Origin of the sequence: Citrobacter sp. MNAZ 1397 (assembly GCF_023613995.1) — a bacterium.
GTDB classification, from domain to species: domain Bacteria; phylum Pseudomonadota; class Gammaproteobacteria; order Enterobacterales; family Enterobacteriaceae; genus Phytobacter; species Phytobacter ursingii.
In genome coordinates, this window is sequence record NZ_JAKIVH010000001.1 from 2,362,361 (window position 1) to 2,385,530 (window position 23,170).

Consider the following 23,170-nt stretch of genomic DNA (forward strand, 5'->3'; position numbering starts at 1 on the left):
TCTGCGACACAACGTTTAAGATTCTAGAATCATTATCCCTGTCTTGCACGCTGGATATCGCGCACTCGCTGCTTTTCCGCGCGCGCCATCAGATACCAGGCGATTAAACCAACAATCCCCACGACGCCCAGAATCAGGCTTGCCAGGGCGTTGATCTCCGGATTCACCCCCATACGCACGCTGGAGAAGACCAGCATCGGCAGCGTTGTCGCCCCCGGGCCAGACACGAAGCTGGCGATAACCAGATCGTCGAGTGACAGCGTAAACGCCAGCAGCCAGCCAGAGATAATCGCTGGCATGATCATCGGCAGCGTAATAACAAAGAACACTTTCAGCGGCGTCGCGCCAAGGTCCATCGCCGCCTCCTCAATTGACCTGTCGAGTTCACGCAGACGAGAGGAGATAACCACCGCGACATAAGCCGTACAGAAGGTCACATGCGCCAGCCAGATAGTGAGCATGCCGCGATCCGACGGCCAGCCAATCGCATGACCAAGGGCAACAAACAGCAGCAACAGCGAGAGCCCGGTGATCACATCCGGCATCACTAACGGTGCGGTAATCATAAACGCAAAGCCGTTGGCGCCGCGGAAACGGCCAAAGCGCACCATCACTACTGCCGCAATCGTCCCAAGGATCGCCGCCATTGTGGCGGCGCAGGCGGCAATGGTCAGGCTCAGACCCACGGCGCTCATCATGGCGTCATCATGGAACAACTCGCTATACCAGCGTGTTGACCACCCGGCCCACACGGTCACCAGTTTGGAGCTGTTAAATGAATAAATGACCAGCATCAGCATCGGCGCATAGAGGAACGTGAACCCCAGCACCAGAATCAAAATACGCCACGGGGAACGCACTACCGGCAAGTTGTTCATGCGTTATCTCCCATCTGTTTCTGCTGATGTTTATGGAACCACATGATCGGCACTATCAGCAGCAGCAACATAATAATCGCCACCGCCGAGGCCACCGGCCAGTCGCGGTTATTAAAGAACTCCTGCCACAGGACACGACCAATCATAATGCTGTCCGGGCCACCGAGCAGTTCCGGGATCACGAACTCGCCCACCGCCGGGATAAACACCAGCATGGAGCCGGCGATAATGCCCCCTTTGGTCAACGGCACGATCACGCTAAAGAACGTTTTCAGCGGCCGGGCGCCCAGATCCAACGATGCTTCAACCAGCGAATAATCAATACGCGTCAACGCGGTATAGATAGGCAGCACCATAAACGGCAGATAGGCATACACAATACCGATATAGACCGCCAGGTTGGTGTGCAGAATCGTCAGCGGCTGATCGATAATCCCCAGCCACATCAGGAAATTATTCAGCACGCCGTTGCTTTTCAAAATCCCCATCCAGGCATAGACGCGAATCAGGAAAGAGGTCCATGAAGGCAAGATGACCAGCAACAACAGAATATTTCGCGTCGATGGCTTACTGTGCGCAACGGCCCAGGCCAGCGGATACCCCAATACCAGACAGCAGATCGTCGACACCGCCGCTACCTGTAATGACTGGAGATACGCTTCAAAATAGAGCGGATCGTCGGTCAGTTGCAGGAAGTTATTGATGTTGAGCGAAATGGTAAGCTGGTTATCAGCCCACTCCACCAGATCGGTATAGGGTGGGATAGCGCGCGCCATCTCTGCCAGGCTGATTTTGAAGACAATCAGGAATGGCAGCAAAAACAGTAAAATCAACCAGATATAAGGCAGCGCAATAACGAACTTGCGCCCGTGCTTCATCTGAAAACGCGCCAGCCACAGGTTAAATCCGCCCGGTTTTTCGACACGGGTCGGTGGTTCAAGTGTACTCATCACCGCTCCTTAAACCGTGAGAACCACACAACTGTCGGCATCCCAGCACAGGCGAACTTCGTCGCCCCATGTCGGGGTGCCTTTACGATAGCGGTGCTCGTTCTGCAATTGCGCACTGATCATTTGTCCGCTTTGCAGACGAACGTGATAAATCGACAGATCCCCGAGGTAGGCAATATGCACCACCTCACCCACGGCGAAGTTATAACCGTCAGCAGGCGGCTCTTCGCAGAGCATAATTTTCTCCGGACGCAGCGCAACATAGACCGGCACGTTATCGACAACAGAGGCATCCGCATCCACTTTCAGCGGATGAACCAGCCCCGGCGAGTCAATCACCAGACCGTCATCCTCACGCGCTTTAAGCAGACCTTCGAACACGTTAACCGAGCCGATAAATTCTGCGCTGTAGCGGGTGGTCGGGTGTTCATAAATCTCTTCGGGTTCACCAATCTGCACAAACTTACCGCGATTCATAATGGCGATACGTCCGGCCATGGTCATGGCCTCTTCCTGATCGTGGGTGACCATCACGCAGGTCACGCCCACACGCTCCAGAATATCCACCACTTCCAGTTGCATACGGTCACGCAGTTTTTTATCCAGCGCGCCCATCGGTTCATCAAGCAACAGGAGTTTCGGGCGTTTTGCCAGACTACGGGCCAGTGCAACACGCTGGCGCTGGCCGCCGGATAGCTGATGCGGTTTACGCTTCGCGAACTCCTGCATGTGCACAAGGCTCAGCATCTCCGCAACACGGCTGGCGATTTCCGCCTTAGGCAGCCTGTCCTGCTTGAGGCCAAACGCGATGTTTTGTTCAACGGTCATATGCGGGAACAAAGCATAGGACTGAAACATCATATTGATAGGACGCAGATAAGGCGGCACATGCGCCAGATCGACGCCATCGAGCATAATTTGCCCGGTCGTCGGTTGCTCAAAGCCTGCCAGCATGCGCAGCAGCGTGGACTTGCCGCAGCCAGATGCACCCAGCAGCGCGAAGATTTCACCTTTGTAAATGGTCAGACTGACGTCATCAACGGCGTGCTGGCCGTCAAACGATTTGGTCAGATTGCGGATTTCAAGCAGAGGCGTCAAATCCTTACGGGTTTTCGCCTGTGGGCGGGGGATAGCGTCATTCACTCAAGTGCTCTCCGGCAAAAAAACTCAACCAGTACCAGCTAGTTGATTACAAATGACCGGACAGAGGCCAATGACCTCTGTCCAGGTTTAGGGCAATTGCACCGCCCTGGTGCAACTCAATCACTGTACAGGTGATTGATTATTTGCCGCTTTTTACTTTTGTCCACGCACGGGTTCTTACGCGGTCAATTTTCGGATCCTGCACTTTCAACGTGTACAGTTTCGCGAAAACGTCCGCCGGCGGATAGATTGCCGGGTTATCACGCACTTCTGCGCTGATCAACGGTTTGGATTCTTTATTACCGTTAGCATAGAAGACGTGGTCGCTGATGTGTGCAATAACGTCAGGACGCATCAGGTAGTTGAGGAACTGATACGCTTCGTCTTTGTTTTTCGCGTCAACGGGCATGGCGAAGACGTCAAAGAACGCCAGAGCGCCCTCTTTCGGAATGATGTAGTTCACATGCACGCCGTTCTTCGCTTCTTTAGCACGGTTAGCCGCCTGCCATACATCCCCCGCCCAGCCGATGGCTACGCAGATGTCGCCATTTGCCAGATCGTTAATGTACTGAGAGGAGTGGAAGTAGCGAATGTTCGGACGCAGTTTCAGCAGCAGATCGGTTGCCGGGCCGGAGTAATCGTCCGCTTTGGTGCTGTTCGGATCTTTACCCAGGTAGTTCAGCACGGTAGCGAAAATCTCTTCCGGCGCATCAAGGAAGGAGACACCGCAGCTTTTCAGTTTTTCCAGGTTTTCCGGTTTCAGTACCAGATCCCAGCTGTTAACCGGCACATCGCCCAGTACCGCTTTAACTTTATCAACGTTATAGCCAATGCCAGTGGTGGCCCACAGGTACGGCACCGCGTATTTGTTGCCCGGGTCATGCTGAGCAACCATTTTCAGCACATCCGGGTCCATGTTCTTCCAGTTCGGCAGCTTGCTCTTATCAAGCGGCTGGAACACACCCGCAGTCAACTGGCGCTCAAGGAAGCTTGCAGAAGGCACTACCAGGTCGAAACCGGTACTACCCGCCATCAATTTCCCTTCCAGTACTTCGTTGGAATCGAACACGTCGTAAACAACTTTAATCCCGGTCTCTTTTTCAAAGTTCGCAACCGTATCCGGCGCAATATAGTCAGACCAGTTATACACATGCAGCGTCTTTTGCTCTGCGGCGAGAGTGCTGGCAGAGACAGCCATTAATGCACCCGCAACAAGACCTGATAACCATTTTTTACTCAAAGCGGTCATATCTCATTCCTTCTGGAAAGTCCGTTACCATACGAACTAAGTGTACGCATTTAAGATATGCAAAATTCATGCATATTTTGTCAGTCTGCACTGGTCGAAGAGGAAAATTCTTTCGGCCGACGCCGCATGCTTATCAAAGCATCGCAAGAATAACTGTAGCCAGGGTTAGAGGCTATAGGGCAGATTAAAAAACGCCTTTTATCAATTTTTTATGCAGATTCTGTCTATGTGATAAGCCGAAACGGCGGGAATAGCGGTGAAAAATTCTTTAAAAGAAGGTTAAAAGCAGAATTAAAACATTCATTATGCAGCCGCTCTGGCAGCGACTGCGCTAATGTCAGGCAGGTTTAGTGAAGAAAATTGTATGCATCATCGCCGGCTTTGAGCTCTTCATCTTCGGGAACAAACAGCAGCTGATGGGCGCGGGCTTCAAGGATCACCATTGAAATTTGCTCTTCGCTCTGGCGCATGAACCATGCAAATTGTTCGAGCGTCACCCCGGCGCCTGAGGATAATGTCTGGCAAACGACCAGCTTAGGCAGGTTATCATCCTGAATGTCGAGGAATGCTTTCACCGTCAAAGAACTGGCATTGATGGCAGAAAGATCGGCAGCCAGCGCCAGCAATGCGGAGGGTTTCACTTCCGCCATCGCCGTAAAGAGGATCACGTCGTTAATCAGATCGATTTTGGCGTCAAACACCCCGTCGAAATTCTGCATATGCGGCAGGTGCAACGCCTGGCAGGTATCGCATTCGAAGAAACTGATACCCAGCTCATCAAGCCATTGACGAAGCGTGTCCAGACCAGGGGCGACGAGTGAATTCATGCGCAAAACAACCTCTGACGTAAAAAGTGGAGTCATAGCTTACGCAAAAAGCAGGCCGCATACCATTGCGCAGCGCGTAAAATCGACTAGCCGCCGGTTTTGAGACAATAGCCAGGCGTAGCATGATGCTCAATCCAGGCAATCATTTTACCCGCGATATCCACCCCTGTGGTGGTTTCAATACCTTCAAGCCCGGGCGATGCATTGACTTCCATTACCAGCGGTCCACGGTTGGCGCGCAGGATATCCACCCCGGCGACATCCAGACCGAGTGTCTGTGCGGCTTTAATGGCCATCTCCCGCTCACGCGGAGTGATTGTCGCCACGCTGGCCACGCCGCCGCGATGCAGATTGGAGCGAAAATCGCCCTCTTTCGCCTGCCGTTCAATTGCTGCGACAACCTCATTACCCACCACCAGACAACGAATATCCCGCCCTTTCGCTTCCTCAATATATTCCTGAACCAGAATATGGGCGTTAAGACCGCGAAAGGCGTCAATAACACTTTCCGCCGCCTGGCGTGTTTCGGCAAGGACCACGCCGATCCCCTGGGTCCCTTCCACCAGTTTTACCACCAGCGGCGCGCCGCCGACCATCGCAATCAGGTCACTGGTGTCATCCGGTGAATGGGCGATACCCGTCACCGGCAGATCAATCCCCTGGCGGGCCAGTAATTGCAGAGAACGCAATTTGTCACGTGCGCGGGTAATCGCCACCGATTCATTCAGCGGGTAACTGCCCAACATTTCAAACTGACGCAGCGCGGCGGTGCCGTAAAAGGTAATCGCGGAGCCAATACGCGGGATCACCGCATCAAAATGGGGTAGCTGGCGACCTTTGTAATGGACCGACGAGGCCGCGGGGTCGATGTTCATATAACACGACAGCGGATCGAGAATTTCGACCAGATGCCCGCGCGCTATGGCAGCTTCGCGCAGGCGTTTGCATGAATAGAGCGTTCCGTCCCGGGACAATATGGCGATTTTCACCCTGCACCTCTCTGAATAGTCTGGCAATACCCTACATATTTCGCATTGCCGGCAGGCGGCAAGTCAACGCCTCAGGAGCATAGCTCACTGTGTCGCCGGAGCGCACTAACGCAGCCAAAACACGGGCAACGTGAAGTATGACGAGTAGAAAACGTGCGTATCATACACGCAGCAAGACACAGGATGAACGGGAATTAGCGCACAGCCCACCCTTGTTTATGCAAATAGTCGAGGATGAACGGACGGTTCTCTTTAATGATGGTGCGCCGGATATGATCGCTCCAGGTATCCTGGCGGGTATTACTGCCCCGCGATGCATAATACGCGGCAATCTGCTCATCATATTGTGCAAGGATATCCGCATCGACAGGCTGGTAGCTGTTTTCATGCACCACCAGCGCAGCCGGTAGACGTGGTTTCACCTGCGGATCATCGGCGGGCCAGCCAAGACAGAGCCCAAAGAGCGGCAAAACATGCTGGGGCAGTTGGAGTAATTCCGTCACCGCCTCAATGCTGTTACGGATCCCACCAATATACACGCCGCCAAGGCCAAGTGATTCCGCCGCCGTCATGGCATTTTGCGCCATCATGGCCGTATCGACGACACCGAGAAGCAGTTGTTCTGCCAGTCCCAGTTGTGCCTGGGGGCAGATTTGCAGGTGACGATTAAAATCGGCGCAAAATACCCAAAACTCAGCGGCCTCGGCCACGTGCTGTTGACCGCCGGTCAGTGTAACCAGTTGTTGGCGCAACGCCGGGTCGGTCACGCGGATGATTGAGCTGCACTGTAAAAAGCTGGAACTGGAGGCGGCCTGAGCACCGGCGATAATCGCTTCACGCTGCGCGGCGGTAATGGGTTCCTGGGTGAAATGGCGGATCGAGCGGTGGGCACGGAGCAGATCGATAACTGGCGTCATAGTCGTTTTCCCTGAAAACAAAACCCCCATTATAGCGAACAGTCCCGACGAGAATTATCAGCAATATGTGTTGAAAGGTTGCGGAAATTAACATAACAGGCACAACCTGTTTTATCCCTGACCTCAAAAACGACATCATATCCCCTGCTTACCGTCTGGTTTATGGAGAATGTATGTATACCGTCATCTTTGGTCGCGCAGGCTGCCCGCAGTGCGCACGTGTAAAAGAGCTGGCTGAAAAAGTCAGCAAATCGCAGGATAATTTTGAGTGGCGTTATGTTGATATCCACGCCGATGGCGTCACCCGCGCAGCGCTGGAACACGCTGCGGGCAAACCCATCGAAACGGTGCCACAGATTTTTGTCGATCAAAAACACATTGGCAGCTTTACCGAGTTTGATAAGTTCGTTCGCAAACAGTTCGGTAGAGTAAGGTAAACAGGCCACACCCGGCACGACGTCGGCCTTAACGTGCCCCATTGCTGAAAAAACTGCTGATAAACAGATAACAGAGCGCGCCCAGCGCACACCAGAATACTGCACTAAACAGCCACGCCAGCTCCTGCCAGACAGAACGCACTGGGGTAAAAAACAGGCGCATGACAACAAAGCAGAGCGGCGCAGCGAGGATCGCGCCAAACAGCGGCAACATCACTTTACGGCGACGTGAAAAAATACTGGCAACGGCGCCGGGTAAAGTAAAAAACAGCAACCCCAGCTCAGGATGCCCGGACGAACGAAAGGCACCTTCCATATTCGTCACTTCTAAAAAACAGACGACAATGAAAAGTAAAAAACAACAAATTATGCCTGCAAGTCCGCGTTTATGTTTCAAACAATCCTCCTGACTTTTCTCTATCAAACTCTTCATCCGTTCCAAAGAACGAACGGTCAGATAAAGCGTTATGGCACTCCCTGCCGAAAAACCCCCGCGTGAATAGATGATTCTTACTAGCCGTTGCAATTCAATACGATTAAACTAGCGGCCAGTTATTGTGTTGCCGGGAATTAAGACGCACTACTGCGTTTTTGAACCTAAGATTCTTCGCAAAACAGTAGCCCAAATAACCCATTCTTTCAATAGCTTACAAGTAAACAAGAAGTTAGCCTCCGTGAATATAAACGTCGCAGATTTGTTAAACGGGAATTACATACTGTTATTATTTGTTGTTCTGGCACTCGGACTCTGTCTGGGGAAATTACGCCTGGGTTCTGTACAACTCGGTAATTCCATTGGCGTTTTAGTGGTTTCCTTATTATTAGGTCAGCAACATTTCAGCATAAACACCGATGCCCTCAATTTAGGTTTTATGTTGTTTATTTTTTGCGTAGGCGTGGAAGCCGGGCCAAACTTTTTTTCTATTTTTTTTCGCGACGGCAAAAATTACCTGATGCTGGCGCTGGTATTAGTTGGCAGCGCATTGCTGATTGCGCTTGGCCTCGGCAAATTGTTCGGCTGGGATATCGGCCTGACGGCGGGGATGCTGGCAGGTGCAATGACGTCGACCCCCGTACTGGTGGGCGCGGGTGATACGCTACGGCATTCGGGTATGGACAGTAGCCAACTTTCACAAGCACTCGATCACTTAAGCCTCGGCTACGCCCTGACCTACCTTATTGGCCTGGTCAGTTTGATTGTTGGCGCTCGCTATATGCCAAAATTGCAGCACCAGGATCTGCAGACCAGCGCCCAACAGATTGCCCGTGAGCGTGGACTCGACACTGACACCAACCGGAAGGTCTATCTGCCGGTCATCCGCGCCTACCGCGTCGGCCCGGAGCTGGTGGCCTGGGCGGACGGCAAAAATCTGCGTGAACTGGGTATTTACCGCCAGACAGGCTGTTATATTGAGCGAATTCGTCGTAACGGTATTCTGGCGAACCCGGACGGCGATGCGGTTCTGCAAATGGGCGATGAAATTGCGCTGGTTGGCTATCCGGATGCGCATGCGCGTCTCGACCCCAGTTTCCGTAATGGAAAAGAGGTTTTTGACCGCGACCTGCTCGACATGCGCATTGTCACCGAAGAGGTGGTGGTAAAAAACCATAATGTGGTGGGCCGCCGTCTGGCTCAGCTTAAGCTGACCGACCATGGCTGTTTCCTCAACCGCGTTATCCGCAGCCAGATTGAGATGCCGATTGACGACAACATCCTGCTCAATAAAGGCGATGTCTTGCAGGTGAGCGGGGATGCCCGTCGTGTGAAAACCATCGCTGACCGCATCGGGTTTATCTCTATTCATAGTCAGGTTACAGACCTTCTCGCCTTCTGCGCCTTCTTTATCGTTGGTCTGATGATCGGCATGATCACCTTCCAGTTCAGCTCGTTCAGCTTTGGTATCGGCAACGCGGCGGGCCTGCTGTTTGCCGGGATTATGCTCGGCTTTCTTCGTGCCAACCACCCGACCTTTGGCTATATCCCCCAGGGTGCGCTGAATATGGTGAAAGAGTTTGGCCTGATGGTCTTTATGGCGGGCGTCGGCTTAAGCGCCGGTAGTGGCATTGGCAATAGCCTGGGAGAAGTGGGCGGGCAGATGCTGATCGCAGGCCTGATTGTCAGCCTGGTGCCGGTGATGATCTGTTTCTTGTTTGGTGCCTGGGTGCTGAAAATGAACCGTGCGCTGCTGTTTGGCGCACTGATGGGGGCACGTACCTGTGCGCCGGCCATGGAGATCATTAGCGATACCGCGCGCAGTAACATTCCGGCATTGGGTTATGCAGGTACCTATGCGATAGCGAACGTACTGCTTACGCTGGCGGGGACCCTGATTATCATTGTCTGGCCGGGCTTAGGATAACTCCGAACTTAAAAAAATTCTTAACACCCTGAGAACTTTTTTTCTCAGCATTAGTCATAACTAGTGCCACTGCTTTTCTTTGATGTCCCCAATTTGTGGAGCCCATCAACCCCGCCATTTCGGTTCAAGGTTGATGGGTTTTTTGTTGCCTGAAAATCAGCCCTTCCCTCACTCGCCCGCGATCCTGCCCACCATCTTGCGAATATCCGCACGGCTCAGCGGTTCCCGGTCCACCACAAAATGTAATGTCATCCCTTCGATAAAGGCGTCCAGCGCGCGGGCGGTTACCGGATCGAACCATCGCTCCAGCGTGGTCTGACTGGTGCGCATCCAGTTTTGCATTACGCTTTTCAGCATCGGTTTTTTGCTCATCAGGGCATACAGCTGATACATCAGTTCCATATTGTGCGGTGTTGTCACCTGAGCGCTGAAAATCAGTTCAGTCACGGCATCACAGGCGGTTGCGGCGCTATCAACCTGGGTAAAAAAAGCCGCATATTGTGCGGACATTTGCTGCGTAAAGCGGGTAAAAGCTTCATCCAGCAGCGCATCAATACCCGCAAAATAATAGGTCATTGAGCCGAGCGGAACGTCGGCGCAACTGGCAATCTTTCGGTGGGTAACGGCATGAATACCGTGCAGTGCGATGGTCTCCAGCGTGGCATCCAGGATGCGGTCACGCCGTTGCGGGTCGTTCGGTCGTCGGCTCATAAATCCTCGCAATCAGATGTGTACAAATGTACACATGCTTGCTAGTGTTGTCTTCTCTTTTTCCTTGCAGGATGCGACGTAATGCCAGGCACTTCACATCGTAATGCGCTAAAACACCGGCTCTGGGCGCTATTTACCTTCTTCTTCATCCCCGGCCTGCTGATGGCGTCGTGGGCGACTCGTACTCCGGCTATTCGCGACATCTTATCTGTCTCAACGGCGGAGATGGGCGCCGTGCTGTTTGGCCTCTCCGTGGGCTCCATGAGTGGCATTCTCTCATCCGGTTGGCTGGTGAAACGCTTTGGTACGCGCAAAGTCATTCGTGCCAGTATGACTGCCGCCATCGCGGGCATGCTGGTATTAAGTCTGGCCCTGTGGCTGGCTTCCCCGCTGCTGTTTGCCGTTGGACTGGCGTTTTTTGGCGGCAGTATGGGTGCCGGCGAAGTGGCGATAAATATTGAAGGCGCCGTGGTCGAGCGCGAAATGAACAAAACCGTTCTGCCGATGATGCACGGCTTCTACAGCCTTGGCACGCTGGCTGGCGCAGGCGTGGGTATGACCCTGACGGCGTTAAGTACGCCGGCAACCTTGCATATTCTGCTGGCGGCCATAGTCGCCATTACGCCGATCGTACTGGCTATTTCTGCCATTCCCGAAGGGACGGGCAAAGACACGCCGGAAGATAAAGCACGTAACAAAGCGGGCCTGCCCTTTTATCGCGATATTCAACTGCTGCTGATTGGGGTAGTGGTGCTGGCAATGGCTTTTGCCGAAGGCTCTGCCAATGACTGGCTGCCGTTATTAATGGTTGACGGACACGGGTTTAATCCCACCTCCGGCTCGTTGATCTATGCCGGTTTTACCCTCGGAATGACGGTTGGGCGCTTTACCGGCGGCTGGTTTATCGACCGCTACAGCCGCGTCGCCGTGGTTCGCGCCAGCGCAATGATGGGCGCATTGGGTATTGGGCTGATTATTTTCGTCGATAATGCATGGATTGCCGGGATGTCGGTGATCTTCTGGGGACTGGGCGCATCACTGGGCTTCCCGCTGACCATTTCTGCCGCCAGCGATACCGGCCCCGATGCGCCAACCCGCGTCAGCGTGGTCGCCACCACAGGCTATCTGGCTTTTCTGGTGGGGCCGCCGCTGCTTGGTTTCTTAGGGGAACACTACGGTTTGCGCAGCGCAATGCTTGTGGTCTTAGGCCTCGTGCTGGTTGCCGCACTGGTTGCTAAAGCGGTGGCAAAGCCGGATCGGGACATGCAATCCGCAACCGAATAATGCGCACACGCGGCAACACATCGCCGGGTTCGATTACGCATACTTCGCCCCTCTGTGTGGCTGGCGTACTGCCAGCCACCGTCAATTATCGAGGCGAAAATGAAAACTCAACTGGTCATGGCGCTGCTGTTCAGCACGTTCTCCATCGGCGCTCTGGCGCAAAACGTGACGGTCAATGTCCCGGACGGTTACAAAATCGAGCTAGTCCCCATCAACACCCCGACAGCGCAAACGACGTATGTTGCCCCGCAGGTCGTTGCCCCTGCGCCAGTTGTTCGCGTTGCGCCCCGGGCCCGTCATCTGGCAAGCGTCGGTGAAGGGATGATTATCGAACATCAGATTGACGATCATCACTAAAACTTCAAAAGAACAACGCGCGCGCATTTCTCTTTACTTCTGTTTATTACGCCCCTCTTCTCTGGCGAGCAGCAGGCTCAATGAAGCAGGCAATACCGTCAGCGTGACCAGCGTGGCCACGAGAAGGCCGCCGATAATGGCATAGGCCATCGGCCCCCAAAAAACCTGGTGTGAGATAGGGATCATCCCCAGTATTGCCGCGCAGGCCGTTAAAATGATCGGACGCGAACGATGCTCCGCTGCCGCAACAATAGCTTCGCACGAGGTCATCCCCTGCGCCAGGTTGTTATCCACTTCGCTTATCAGAATGACCGCATTGCGGATAATCATCCCTGCCAGCGCGATCACGCCCAGCAATGCCACAAATCCCATCGGCGTTCTTGTCGGCAGCATCGCTAATACGATGCCGGGCAAGCCAAAAGGCGCCATAAATAGCGCAAGCAACATACGGGAAAAACGCTGCAACTGAATCATGAGCAGAATCAGCATTGCGATGAGCGTCACAGGCAATACCGCAAAAACGGAGCTATTTCCCTTCTCTGCTTCCGCTACCGTCCCCCCTTCTTCGATGTGATATCCCTCAGGGAGCTGCGCGCGTAATTGATCAATCTTCGCACGCAATGCAGACGATACGGTCTGTGCATTAAGGCCCGGCGCCAGGTCCGTTTGCACGGTGATGAAAGGCAGTCGTTGGCGACGCCAGATAACCGGATCGTCAACACCCCAGACGGGTGTGGCGACTTCGCTAAGCGGAATTTTCTTTCCCGTCGCGGTTGTCAGTACCAGTGACGATAACGTACTGATATCCAGACGCTCCTTATCGTTCGCCCGTAGCACCACATCCACGAGGCGATCATTATCCCGCACCGTGGTGACGGTACGACCAGACCAGACAGTGTTCAGCGTTTGAGCGATATCCTCTGAGGAGACGCCTGCTGCCCGTGCTGCCGTCTGGTTGACATTAAGTGTGATCACTCTTTCCGGTTCGCCCGCGGTCAGATTTACCTCGCGCGTGAAAGGCGAAGCTCCGGTCTCAGAGGCAACACGACGAGCGATTAACCGCACCTGGGCGTAATCAGGCCCGCTCACGCGGTATTTTATCGGCCAGCCTACCGGAGGCCCTAACTCAAGGGGAGAAACACGCGTCGTCAGGTCGCCAAACTGACTGGCTAAAAGCGTCGTGAGCTGCCGTTGTAAGCGATCTCTCGCTGCCAGATCCTTTGCCACAATAACGAGTTGCGCTGTATTTTCATTATCTAACAGGACTTCCATGGGCAAATAAAAGCGTATGGCGCCCGATCCGACATACGTCGTGTAATGATCAATATTGTCATTGCCCCTTATCGCGTGTTCAAGACGCTCAGCCTGCCGCTCGGTTTCGGGTTGTGACGTATTCGCCGGGAGCGAAAGACTCACCAGCAATTCGGGGCGATCCGATGCCGGGAAAAATTCCCCCTGCATATAGGTCGCCCCAACGCATGACAACATAAGCGTCAGCAAGGCAATACCAATGGTGGTCAGCCGATAACGCAGCACGCGATCCAGTAACGCACGATAGGCCTGGGCAAGTCTGCCTGCGCTCCCTTCATGTTTTTTAATACGCGCAGGAAGTAACCAGGTACCGGTCAGCGGCGAGAACAGGATGGCGACGACCCACGAGCTAAGCAGGGCCATCAGGACAACGGCAAACAGTGAGAAGCAGTATTCTCCGGCACTGGAAGCCGCAAAGCCGACAGGAATAAACCCCGCAATCATCACCAGGGTTCCCGTCAGCATGGGAAAAGCGGTGGTTTTGAAAGCATACGTGGCGGCATTTTTACGCGTATCGCCAGCTTCAAGCCTCGCCACCATCGCTTCTACCGTTATCATCGCATCATCGACCAGAAGCCCGAGCGCAATAATGAGCGCACCCAGAGAGATGCGCTGCAAACCAATCCCGGCCAGCATCATGCCGACAAATGTCATTGCCAGTACCAGAGGTATTGCAGCAGCAACGACCAGCCCGGCTCGCATACCGAGCGAGATAAAGGAAACGGCCAGTACGATCAGAACAGCTTCGATAAGCACACGGACAAAACCGCTGACGGCATCGCTCACGACAACAGACTGATCGGCCACTTTTACCATTTCAATACCGTGAGGTAACTGGTTTTTGACCTGCGCCATCCGGGCGTTGAGCGTCTTACCGAAAAGCAACATATTGCCGGTTGAGGCCATCGAAATCGCAAGCCCTATCGCAGGCTGCCCGTTCACCCGAAAGGCTGGCGTAGCCGGTTCGGCAATGTTACGCGTGACGGTAGCAATATCCGTCAGGGGAATGTACCGGTCATTGATATGCAGCGTGACGGCGCGAAGGCTCTCCTCGGAGGTCAATGCGCCACTCACACGCAAGGCAATGTTATCGTTTCCAGTACGGATCGTGCCGGAGGGTTCAACGGCATTTTGGGCCTTTAATGCCTCGCTCACCTGCTGAACGTCTACACCCATACCGGCAAGCTGTCGGGGGGAAAAGGCGATAACAATCTGTTCCTGCTGTTCACCCAGAAGCGTAATCTTGCCAATATCTTTCACCGACATCAGATCACGACGGATCGCTTCTACGCGATCGCGTAACTCCCGCGAAGTGTAACCCTCTGTAGTGAAAGCATAAATAGTGCCGAACGTATCATCAAACTCATCATTCACAGCTGGCCCTTGCGCCTCCTGAGGCAAAGAGCTTGCGCTATCCTGCATTTTTTTACGCACCTGATACCAGATCCCCTGAACTTGCTGAGGTGGCGTGTCGTCTCGTAAGTTCACATAAATAACGCTACTGCCTGCCCGGGTTTCACTTTCTATATAATCGAGCCAGGGCGTCTCCTGCAGTTTTTTCTCAAGGACATCGGTTACAAGCCGGGTTGTGTCCTCAATATTGGCGCCTGGCCACTGCGCGGAGACCACCGCCGTTTTGATGGTGAATGCCGGGTCTTCATTACGCGGAAGTTTTTCATAACTCAAGACCCCCGCCACAAGAATCAGCATCATAAACAGGCTTACCAGTTGCTGATGTTCAAGCGCCCATGCGGAAAGGTTGAAGCGCTGTTTTTTATCGGAGGCGTTCATGACTGACGCTCCCCCGGAATGACTTTTTCGCCATCACGTAACTTATTCACGCCTGCGGTAATGACTTTATCACCGGGATGAAGGCCGGATGAAACGAACACGGAAGAGGCAACATAGCCGGATAAAGTGACCTCGCGTAACTGCGCCTGTGCGTTATCCGCAATAACAAAGATGGCGGGTTTATCGCCAGCACGACTCAGTGCGGAGGCGGGAATCCGATAACCGGGCAACGTAGACGACGGAATATCAATGGTCGCGCTGGCCCCCAACGCCATCCCGGCAGGTTGGTTGTTAAGCGCAACCCTGACTTGCCAGGTTCTGGTTTGCGGGTCGGCCTGGGGGCTGATATCACGAAGTATACCGGTGGTTTTTACGGCGGGATTCGACAACAGCGCAACGTGAAATTCCCTCGCCCTGGCATCGGGTGTAGAAAGTCGCTGGGGATCAGCGATATCAAATACCACATCACGTGCCTCGCTGGTCGCAAGGGTAAAGACCGTTTGCCCGGCGCTCACCACCTGACCTGCAGAAACACTGACGCGGGTAATCACGCCATCCGCAGGTGCCGTCAGTTGCGTCCAGGCAAGATTATCCTGTGCATTGCGCATAGCGGCCATGCTGCTTTTAAGGCGCGATGCCGCCGCTTGCCAGTCAGCACGTGCGCTATCAAGCTGAGTACGGGCGATAGCGCCGGAGGGCAAGAGTTTTTGCATTCGGTTCAAGTTCAGCAACGCGACCTGTTCGGCTGCTTTGGCACTTTCCACATCGGCGCGGGCGCTGGCAAGTTCATTGGTTCCTGTCTGGCTTTCTAATGTCGCCAGCACTTGCCCCGTATGCACATGATCGCCGATATCAACAAGACGGCTTACCATTCGGCCACTCAGTCGGAAAGAGAGTAAGGTTTCATCATGGGCACGTATTTCTCCGGTTCGTACATCGACCGGAAAGGAGGATAAGGTCTGAACAACAACGTAGCGAACGGGCCTCGGTGGAGCGCTCTTGTGCGTATCCTTCTCCCCACAGCCGGTCAGTAAAAAAATGAACACCACCGGGGCGATAAGCGGCAACAAAGAAAGGATGGAACATTGACGTGCGGCATGAAAAAGATGATGCGCGCTTTGACGAAATAAGACGGTGAGCTGTTCTGACATAACGCCACTCCTGAATGGTAATGGCGTTATTACAACGGGATGAAGTCGAGATTCTCTGCATTTTTCATCAAGGATTCATCAAGAATGCATTTATATCTCCTCAGACGGCAGGGTTATCTCTATCAGCAGGCCACCTTTTTCAGGTAAAAACGCGTCAATATTCCCGCCGTGAGCAAGGCAAATAGCCCTGGCGATGGATAGCCCCAGACCACTGCCCCCGGAATGCCGCGCCCGCGAAGCATCGGCTCGCGTGAACCGATCGAAGATGATCGGTAAGAAAGCGGGGTCCACACCAGGACCATCATCGTCAAAGGTGATGCTGAACACATCTGCACAGCGACGAATGCCTATGTTCAGATGTCCCCCCTGCCGCCCATAGCGCAAGGCATTTTCCATAATAATCGTAAAGGCCTGACCCAGGCGTAGAGCATCCCCATTGACAATAGAAGGTGGCGTATCCGCAACCGTAATCCTCACGCCGGACGTATCCGCCTGCAACTTAAGCCATGCAGCACGCTCACGCAATAGCTCCACCAGGCACAGAGGTTGGCGATCGAGAGTCAGTTGCCCGGCATCCGCCAGTGAAAGTAAGTGTAACTCCCCGGTCAGACGGCTCAGGAGCAAAAGCTGGTTCATCACCATCCTCAGTTGCTCTTCTGTAGGGCTAAATACGCCATCCAGCATCCCCTGTAGCCGACCAATGGCCGCAGTTAAAGGAGAACGAAGTTCATGTGCCATCGCGACATGCGAAGCGCGCAGTTCGCGTTCATAAAGGGCAAGTTGTTGCGTCATGCCGTTAAAATCTATGGCGAAACGTATCATTTCAGCCGGCGCATCCCTGACGAGTTCCGCCTGACTGCCAAATTGCCCTTGCGTGACGTTATCTGCCGCCTCTCGTAAGCGGCTGAACTGAGAGGATAAAGGCCGCGCGTAGCGTAACCCCAGAATGACGATAAAAGGGATCATCACCAGAACAAGTACGCCAACCATGATCCAGTCGGCCGAGGCAATAGAGGGGGTCGAGTAACTGATCCCCCACCACGTGTCGACAATGTAATGGAAGCGTTCCGGGTTAACCTGCGGGTTGTCCCGCAACGCAAGAAATTCTGCTCTGACACTGGCAGGCATGTCATGCAAAGCCCAGTAATTTTGGATGGCATAACGTAGCCACATGCACAGGGCAATGATGATGACAGTCCCGATAGCAAGGGCAAGGATGCGGGCGCAAATCCAGCGCCAGAGTGACGGGTGAACGGGACTTTTCATGGCTGCTGAAACCTGTACTCAATGCCGCGTAGGTTTGCCAGAACGTCGGCAGCATCCGTATCATCTTCAATTATCAAAACTTTTCGACAAACCATCTGTGTACCCTGGTTTTTTTAGAGAACAGTAATTGCCGGTCTGTTACGCCAATACGTACAATACCCTTTTCGTGACAGTATATGCGTATCGATAAAATGACAAATTATACACACTGCGTAGCGAGGATTGAATTTATCAGAAACCTCACCGCAAAATGCGTAACTTGACAGTATCTTAACAATTCCCTGACTGTTTATTGATATCATTACTTCATACTGAACCATCAGCAAATCATGCGTTGATATAACACGCTTTTAATCAATCCGGAGATGATTAATGTTCACCCAAACAACACTACCGTTGATGGCAGGTTTACTCTTTATTCCGATAACTTCATTTGCAGATGATACTGCCGCTGATTTAAACACATTTAGCATGGGTATCGCCGGGCAATATGCCCCACGTTACAGCGGGTCAAATCAGCAATTTTTCCAGGTCTTCCCCGTTATCCAGGGGCGTAAAGGTGCATTTTTTGTGGATTCAGAAAAAGGTCTGGGATATGACCTTCAGGCTGACAACGGCCTGTATTTAGAACACACTCTGGGTTATAGCCTGGGACGTTCAGAACGTAATTCTAACTGGCGGGAAGGCGCAAACGAATTAAAGGGAATGGGCAATATTAAAGCTGCTATGAATACCGCTCTGGCAGTAGGCTGGACCATAGCCCCCTGGGTAAATATTGAAGGAAAAGCGATTCTTCCCGTTACGGATAGCCAGGGGGTGGCGTATCAGGCTTCCTTTATGCTTATTCCTTTGCAGAATGACATTGATACTATTGCACTGCAGAACACGGCCCTGTTCGGCGATCGTCGATATATGCAAATTAATTATGGCGTCAGTCAAAAACAGAGCGAACGCACGGGATATGAAACCTTTACCCCTGGCGGAGGTTTGTACGGAATAAACACAAGCCTGATGTGGAACCATCAATTTGACCCGCATTGGGGGACAACCTTAAGTGCGGGTTATAACTGGCTGAATGATGATGTTGCAAATAGCCCTATCGTTTTCAGACAAAATACCTTCTCTTTTACCGGTGCCATTACTTATACATTTTAATAATGCGTCTTCAAAAACGGAGACAGACAAGAAAAAATAATGGAACTGACATCAGACCGAAAAACAACCCGTACGCCTGGTATTGAAATAACCTCTAAATACGGGTTTGATGATCAGCAAAGCCTCTCAAAGAACTTTAAAAAAATCCATAATGCGCCGCCAGGATAATGGCGAAAAAAGAAGAGTTAATAGCAGACAAACGCGCCCAGAAGCACTGAGAATACTTTTTCGATAAAGTTAATTAACAGGGCATTTTACATTTACTTTTTTTATTCATTCGTCACCCCACAAATACCTGGCATTGCCGCCGGTCATGTTTTCCGGCGGCAATGTTGCAGATCAGTGGCTGGCTTTTTTAATCGCGGCCTGAATCTGCTCCGCGCTGGCAAGCCCCGGGAAGACGGTAATGTTCTCCGGGTTTGCGCCTTTAACCGGCATGACAATCAGCCCTGGCGTCCCGGTGAGTTCCAGGGTCTGCGCCAGCGTATTGGTGTTCTCAAGTATGTTGCTGTAATCCGCCTGCGGCTTATCCGTGGCGCCGGCCGCCTTCGCGGCAGCGTTGATATCTTCGACCGTCAGTTGACCTTCATTATGCCCGGTATGGTAAATGCTGTTGTGATAGATGGCATACCCGGCAGCGCCTTTCTGCTTCCAGACATCAAGGCCGCGCAGCGCCGCTTTCTCTGAGTTCTCCCAGCGTGATGCGAAAATAGGCCACTCTTTAAAGATATAACGCACATCCGGGCTGGCCTTCATTACTTTTTCCAGCTCCGGGGCAAGCTTACTGCAATAAATACACTGATAATCGAAGAATTCAATGACCGCCACGCTCGCATCCTGCGGGCCGATAACCGGCGTATCTTTGTCACGCAGAAGCGCATCCTGGTTATCCATCACCTTCTGCGTCAGCGCCATCTGTTGACGCTCCTGCTCTTGCTGCTGCAATTTCTGGCTGACCTGCACCAGCACCTCCGGATGGGCAACAAGGTAGTCGGCGGCGATTTTCCCGATCTGCGCTTCTTGTTCCGGTGTGAATACCGGCGCAGAGGCAGCCAGTACAGGGCTTAAATGGAGAAGGGTATATGTGGTCACTAAAGAAATCAGCGTCTTTCTGAAGGTCATCGATGGTATCCCCAACGTTTTCTTTGAATAGTGTTGCGAACAGGCAGGTGCGTCGTGCTCAGCGGTATCGCTATCAAAGATACGCGTTTTCAGTAAAGGTGACACGCCGGAAGTGATAACAGATATGTCGATATAACCACAGGCGGGAGAACGGCTCAGGCTAGCAGGGGCGAAGGAAAATCATGACGGGCAGATTGATGCTCTCCCTTCACCCTGCGGACAGCCTTAGCTTTCGAGCGAGTTTCCGACGCTTTTGTCACGCAGGAAAATTACCATCAGCCCCAGCCAGAACAGACCGTTGAGCAGATTAAAGACGCTGAACAGGCCATTGCCGCCCGCCAGATAGGCATGTTTACTGACTTCGATACCGACGGTGAAAATCAGCATTTGCAGCATACCCATCGCCGCCGAAACCGCCCCTTTGCTGACCTCGCTGGCAAACAGGGTCAGGCGCACCAGCCCGGCGTTAGCCAGACCAATGCCAAACGCATACAGGCTTAATCCTGCCGTCATCCAGAGATAAGCATGCGACGAGAACAGCGTTGCCGTGGCCGCCAGGATAAGCCCGGCCACAATCGGCCAGCCGCCAAGAATAATCAGCGAACGCACGGTGCGCCGCGCAGTAAGCCGCGCCAGCAGCAGATTACCCAGAATCAACGCGCCAAAAATCGGCACCTGCAACAAGCCGTATTCGTAACTGCTGAGCTGTTCGCCGCTAATAATAATGATCGGTGACTGAGCAATCCAGGCCAGCAATGGCAGGCTGACAAACCCGATAGCCAGCGATCCGGCAACGAAACGGATGTTTTTCATCACCAGCGCATAGTCGTGCCACAGGGCTTTTAACGAAAGTGGTTCACCCAGCCGGGTGGCGGTTTCCGGCATCGCCCGCTGCAGACCCACAAACGCCACCGCGGCCAGCAGCGCAAAAAGAACAAACATCCCTTGCCAGGGCGCGGCATGAACCCACGCGGCGCCCACCAGCGGACCGAGCAGCGGCGCGATAAGCGCCACGTTAGCCATCAGCGCGGTGATTTTAATGCACACCGCCTCTTCAAAAGACTCCTGAATGGCCGCGTAGCCGACCGCGCCAATAAAGCACAGACTGATCCCCTGCAAAAAACGCAGCAGCGTGAACTGCTCAATGTTTTGTGCCAGTAAGGTGGCCAGGCAGGTCACCACGAACCACACCACGCCGGTCAACATTACCGGGCGACGGCCAATACGATCCGACAGCGGCCCCAGCAGCCACTGTAAAAACATGCCGCCCGCAAGGTAGGCGGTCATCGATGTCGGCACCCACTCAATCCCGGCCTGATATTGTTCGACCACGGCCAGCATACCTGGCTGAATCATATCGTTGGCAATATAGGTTGAGAATTCGTACAGGACCAGACAAAGGGGAAATAACAGTGCCTGACGTCCCAGGCGACGGCCAGTAAGGGTATGGTTTTGCATGCAATCTCTTTTACGTGAAAAATCGCGCAGAGTGTAATCAAAGCGGCCGGTTGACGACAGCGAATAATGCTACTCGCGCCGTGGAAAGCACTTTTTTCAACCTTAAGGTTACCTTAATCATCCCCGCGTACCGTGTCACATCAATGCAATAAACGGCTTAAGAATCGTCTAACTCTCGGTGAAATAAGCTGAAACGACTTTACCGTTTATCGCGCCGCTTTTAAGGTGAGCGCTGTCATCAAATCTTCACATCAGCCAGGGCCCGGAGTCATAAAGAGCATGTTGGAAAATCTGAATTACACGCTGTTCGCGATGATCAACGCCACGCCGGATTCCCCCGCATGGATGATTACCGCCGCACGGTTTATCGCCAACGATGTCATCAGCATCGTGCCGCTACTCGCCGTAGCGCTTTGGCTCTGGGGGCCGCGTAAACAGCTCAATGCACAGCGCCAGTTAGTCATTAAAGTCACCATGGCGATGGCGATCAGCATGAGTCTGTCGCTATTGCTGGGGCATCTCTTCCCCCACAACCGTCCATTTGTCGATCATGTCGGTTACAACTTTCTACCCCATTCACCGGATTACTCGTTCCCGAGCGATCACGGTACGGTCATTTTTACCTTTGCCATTGCCTTTATTGCCTGGCATCGGGCCTGGTCCGGCGCGGTGCTGATGCTGGTTGCGCTGGCGATTGCCTGGTCTCGTGTTTACGTGGGCGTACACTGGCCACTCGATATGGTTGGCGGTCTGTTTGTTGGCCTGTGTGGTTGTCTGAGCGCACAGATACTGTGGCAGATCTTCGGCCCGGGACTGCACCGCACGTTACAGCATCTTTACCGCCTCTGTTTTGCCTTTCCGATTCGCCGGGGCTGGGTACGTGACTAAGCCCGACGGCAAAGGTAAGATGAACGCCCTGCTAAATGCGGGGCTTTCTTTTATTCAGGGGTCCTATGGAAACAAGACGTGACGAACGGATAAGCCAGTTACTGTCGGCGCTCAAGCGCAGCGATAAGCTGCATCTGAAAGAAGCCGCCACCCTTCTGGGTGTTTCAGAAATGACGATTCGCCGCGATCTCAGCGCTAACAGCGCGCCGGTTGTGCTACTGGGCGGCTATATCGTACTTGAACCGCGCATCGCCAGCCATTATCTGCTAAGCGATCAGAAAACCCGTCTGGTCGATGAAAAACGCCGTGCGGCAGAGTTAGCCGCGAAACTGGTGCAGCCTCACCAGATGGTGTTCTTTGACTGCGGCACGACTACTCCCTGGATTATTGAAGCCATTCCGGCCGACCTGCCGTTCACCGGGGTGTGCTACTCCCTGAATACTTTTCTTGCCTTACAGGAAAAGCCGCTGTGCCGCGCCATCTTAAGCGGCGGCGAATTTCACGCCAGTAATGCCATTTTTCAGCCGCTCAATTTCAAAGAGACGCTGAGCTATCTGCGCCCGGATATGGCCTTTTATTCTGCCGCAGGGGTTCACGTTGAGCAGGGCGTTACCTGCTTTAATCTGGAAGAGTTGCCGCTTAAACAGTGGGCGATGGCCAGTGCACAATTTCATGTGCTGGTGGTCGATCACAGTAAGTTCGGCAAAGTGCGTCCGGCATGCATGGGCGATTTACGCCATTTTAATGCCATCGTCAGCGACTGCCGCCCGGACGAGGCGCTGGTTGAGTTCGCCAAAGCCGAGCAGATCAAACTGGTCTTCTGACCGTGCCCGCAAGGGGCACGGTGTCTGGTCGATGTTAAACAGCCCCATGCATCTTGAAATTATAAGCTGTAGCTTATAATATTCATGTATAAGTTACAGCTT

At 53.2% G+C, this 23,170-nt stretch carries 22 protein-coding genes; 8 read left to right on the top strand and 14 right to left on the bottom strand.

Annotated features, from left to right (window positions below; all coding sequences use genetic code 11):
- Nucleotides 1–32: 32 nt before the first annotated feature.
- The 7 genes from potI to nfsA form a co-directional block, all read right to left on the bottom strand.
- On the bottom strand, nt 33–878 hold the full coding sequence (potI, locus tag L2097_RS11080) for a putrescine ABC transporter permease PotI (RefSeq protein WP_039078498.1): 846 nt from the start codon (nt 876–878) through the stop codon (nt 33–35).
- The gene (gene potH, locus L2097_RS11085; protein WP_039078497.1) at nt 875–1,828 is read right to left on the bottom strand and encodes a putrescine ABC transporter permease PotH; all 954 of its coding nucleotides are present in this window, start codon (nt 1,826–1,828) and stop codon (nt 875–877) included. Before potH ends, potI begins: the two co-directional genes overlap by 4 nt.
- Nucleotides 1,829–1,837: 9 nt before the next feature.
- On the bottom strand, nt 1,838–2,971 hold the full coding sequence (potG, locus tag L2097_RS11090; protein ID WP_047371098.1) for a putrescine ABC transporter ATP-binding subunit PotG: 1,134 nt from the start codon (nt 2,969–2,971) through the stop codon (nt 1,838–1,840).
- A 139-nt stretch (nt 2,972–3,110) separates the two neighbouring features.
- Complete coding sequence (gene potF / locus L2097_RS11095) at nt 3,111–4,220, bottom strand: spermidine/putrescine ABC transporter substrate-binding protein PotF (RefSeq protein ID WP_047371099.1); 1,110 nt, start codon at nt 4,218–4,220, stop codon at nt 3,111–3,113.
- Nucleotides 4,221–4,567: 347 nt separating this feature from the next.
- The gene (locus L2097_RS11100; RefSeq protein ID WP_047371100.1) at nt 4,568–5,047 is read right to left on the bottom strand and encodes a type III secretion system chaperone family protein; all 480 of its coding nucleotides are present in this window, start codon (nt 5,045–5,047) and stop codon (nt 4,568–4,570) included.
- A gap of 86 nt (nt 5,048–5,133) precedes the next feature.
- A complete protein-coding gene (gene rimK, locus L2097_RS11105; protein ID WP_047371101.1) occupies nt 5,134–6,036 on the bottom strand; it encodes a 30S ribosomal protein S6--L-glutamate ligase in 903 nt (300 codons plus the stop codon).
- 194 nt (nt 6,037–6,230) lie between these two features.
- Entirely contained in the window at nt 6,231–6,953 is a 723-nt protein-coding gene (gene nfsA / locus L2097_RS11110; RefSeq protein WP_047371102.1) for an oxygen-insensitive NADPH nitroreductase, read from the bottom strand.
- Between the two features lie 173 nt (nt 6,954–7,126).
- Here nfsA and L2097_RS11115 point away from each other — a divergent pair, with 173 nt between their 5' ends.
- On the top strand, nt 7,127–7,390 hold the full coding sequence (locus L2097_RS11115; RefSeq protein WP_047371103.1) for a GrxA family glutaredoxin: 264 nt from the start codon (nt 7,127–7,129) through the stop codon (nt 7,388–7,390).
- A gap of 28 nt (nt 7,391–7,418) precedes the next feature.
- Here L2097_RS11115 and L2097_RS11120 read toward each other — a convergent pair whose 3' ends face one another.
- On the bottom strand, nt 7,419–7,787 hold the full coding sequence (locus L2097_RS11120; RefSeq protein ID WP_047371104.1) for an inner membrane protein YbjM: 369 nt from the start codon (nt 7,785–7,787) through the stop codon (nt 7,419–7,421).
- 277 nt (nt 7,788–8,064) lie between these two features.
- Between L2097_RS11120 and L2097_RS11125 the strand changes: the two genes are divergently transcribed.
- Nucleotides 8,065–9,750, top strand: a complete 1,686-nt coding sequence (locus L2097_RS11125) for an aspartate:alanine antiporter (protein WP_047371105.1) — start codon at nt 8,065–8,067, stop codon at nt 9,748–9,750.
- Between the two features lie 168 nt (nt 9,751–9,918).
- Here the strand turns inward: L2097_RS11125 and L2097_RS11130 are convergent, their stop codons facing one another.
- A complete protein-coding gene (locus L2097_RS11130) occupies nt 9,919–10,461 on the bottom strand; it encodes a TetR/AcrR family transcriptional regulator (RefSeq protein ID WP_250352836.1) in 543 nt (180 codons plus the stop codon).
- Between the two features lie 81 nt (nt 10,462–10,542).
- Between L2097_RS11130 and L2097_RS11135 the strand changes: the two genes are divergently transcribed.
- Both L2097_RS11135 and L2097_RS11140 read left to right on the top strand, forming a co-directional pair.
- Nucleotides 10,543–11,745, top strand: a complete 1,203-nt coding sequence (locus L2097_RS11135) for an MFS transporter (RefSeq protein WP_250352837.1) — start codon at nt 10,543–10,545, stop codon at nt 11,743–11,745.
- Nucleotides 11,746–11,844: 99 nt separating this feature from the next.
- On the top strand, nt 11,845–12,102 hold the full coding sequence (locus tag L2097_RS11140) for a hypothetical protein (protein ID WP_085006583.1): 258 nt from the start codon (nt 11,845–11,847) through the stop codon (nt 12,100–12,102).
- A 33-nt stretch (nt 12,103–12,135) separates the two neighbouring features.
- Here L2097_RS11140 and L2097_RS11145 read toward each other — a convergent pair whose 3' ends face one another.
- From L2097_RS11145 to L2097_RS11155, 3 genes are all read right to left on the bottom strand, one after another.
- Nucleotides 12,136–15,204 (bottom strand): efflux RND transporter permease subunit, encoded by a 3,069-nt coding sequence (locus L2097_RS11145; RefSeq protein ID WP_250352838.1) that lies wholly within the window; start codon nt 15,202–15,204, stop codon nt 12,136–12,138.
- Complete coding sequence (locus L2097_RS11150) at nt 15,201–16,355, bottom strand: efflux RND transporter periplasmic adaptor subunit (protein WP_250352839.1); 1,155 nt, start codon at nt 16,353–16,355, stop codon at nt 15,201–15,203. Before L2097_RS11150 ends, L2097_RS11145 begins: the two co-directional genes overlap by 4 nt.
- 90 nt (nt 16,356–16,445) lie before the next feature.
- A complete protein-coding gene (locus L2097_RS11155) occupies nt 16,446–17,621 on the bottom strand; it encodes a sensor histidine kinase (protein ID WP_250352840.1) in 1,176 nt (391 codons plus the stop codon).
- Between the two features lie 372 nt (nt 17,622–17,993).
- Between L2097_RS11155 and L2097_RS11160 the strand changes: the two genes are divergently transcribed.
- Both L2097_RS11160 and L2097_RS25700 read left to right on the top strand, forming a co-directional pair.
- Nucleotides 17,994–18,776 (top strand): MipA/OmpV family protein, encoded by a 783-nt coding sequence (locus L2097_RS11160; protein ID WP_250352841.1) that lies wholly within the window; start codon nt 17,994–17,996, stop codon nt 18,774–18,776.
- A gap of 39 nt (nt 18,777–18,815) precedes the next feature.
- Nucleotides 18,816–18,944, top strand: coding sequence for a helix-turn-helix transcriptional regulator (locus tag L2097_RS25700; protein ID WP_284453932.1), 129 nt, complete (start codon nt 18,816–18,818; stop codon nt 18,942–18,944).
- 171 nt (nt 18,945–19,115) lie between these two features.
- On the opposite strand, the gene L2097_RS11165 is transcribed toward L2097_RS25700, so the two are convergent.
- A complete protein-coding gene (locus L2097_RS11165) occupies nt 19,116–19,898 on the bottom strand; it encodes a DsbA family protein (RefSeq protein WP_047371113.1) in 783 nt (260 codons plus the stop codon).
- Nucleotides 19,899–20,123: 225 nt separating this feature from the next.
- Nucleotides 20,124–21,356, bottom strand: a complete 1,233-nt coding sequence (locus L2097_RS11170; RefSeq protein WP_047371114.1) for an MFS transporter — start codon at nt 21,354–21,356, stop codon at nt 20,124–20,126.
- 279 nt (nt 21,357–21,635) lie between these two features.
- Between L2097_RS11170 and ybjG the strand changes: the two genes are divergently transcribed.
- Both ybjG and deoR read left to right on the top strand, forming a co-directional pair.
- Nucleotides 21,636–22,244, top strand: coding sequence for an undecaprenyl-diphosphate phosphatase (ybjG, locus tag L2097_RS11175; RefSeq protein WP_047371115.1), 609 nt, complete (start codon nt 21,636–21,638; stop codon nt 22,242–22,244).
- Nucleotides 22,245–22,309: 65 nt separating this feature from the next.
- The gene (gene deoR, locus L2097_RS11180; protein WP_085006573.1) at nt 22,310–23,068 is read left to right on the top strand and encodes a DNA-binding transcriptional repressor DeoR; all 759 of its coding nucleotides are present in this window, start codon (nt 22,310–22,312) and stop codon (nt 23,066–23,068) included.
- The last annotated feature ends 102 nt before the right edge of the window (nt 23,069–23,170 follow it).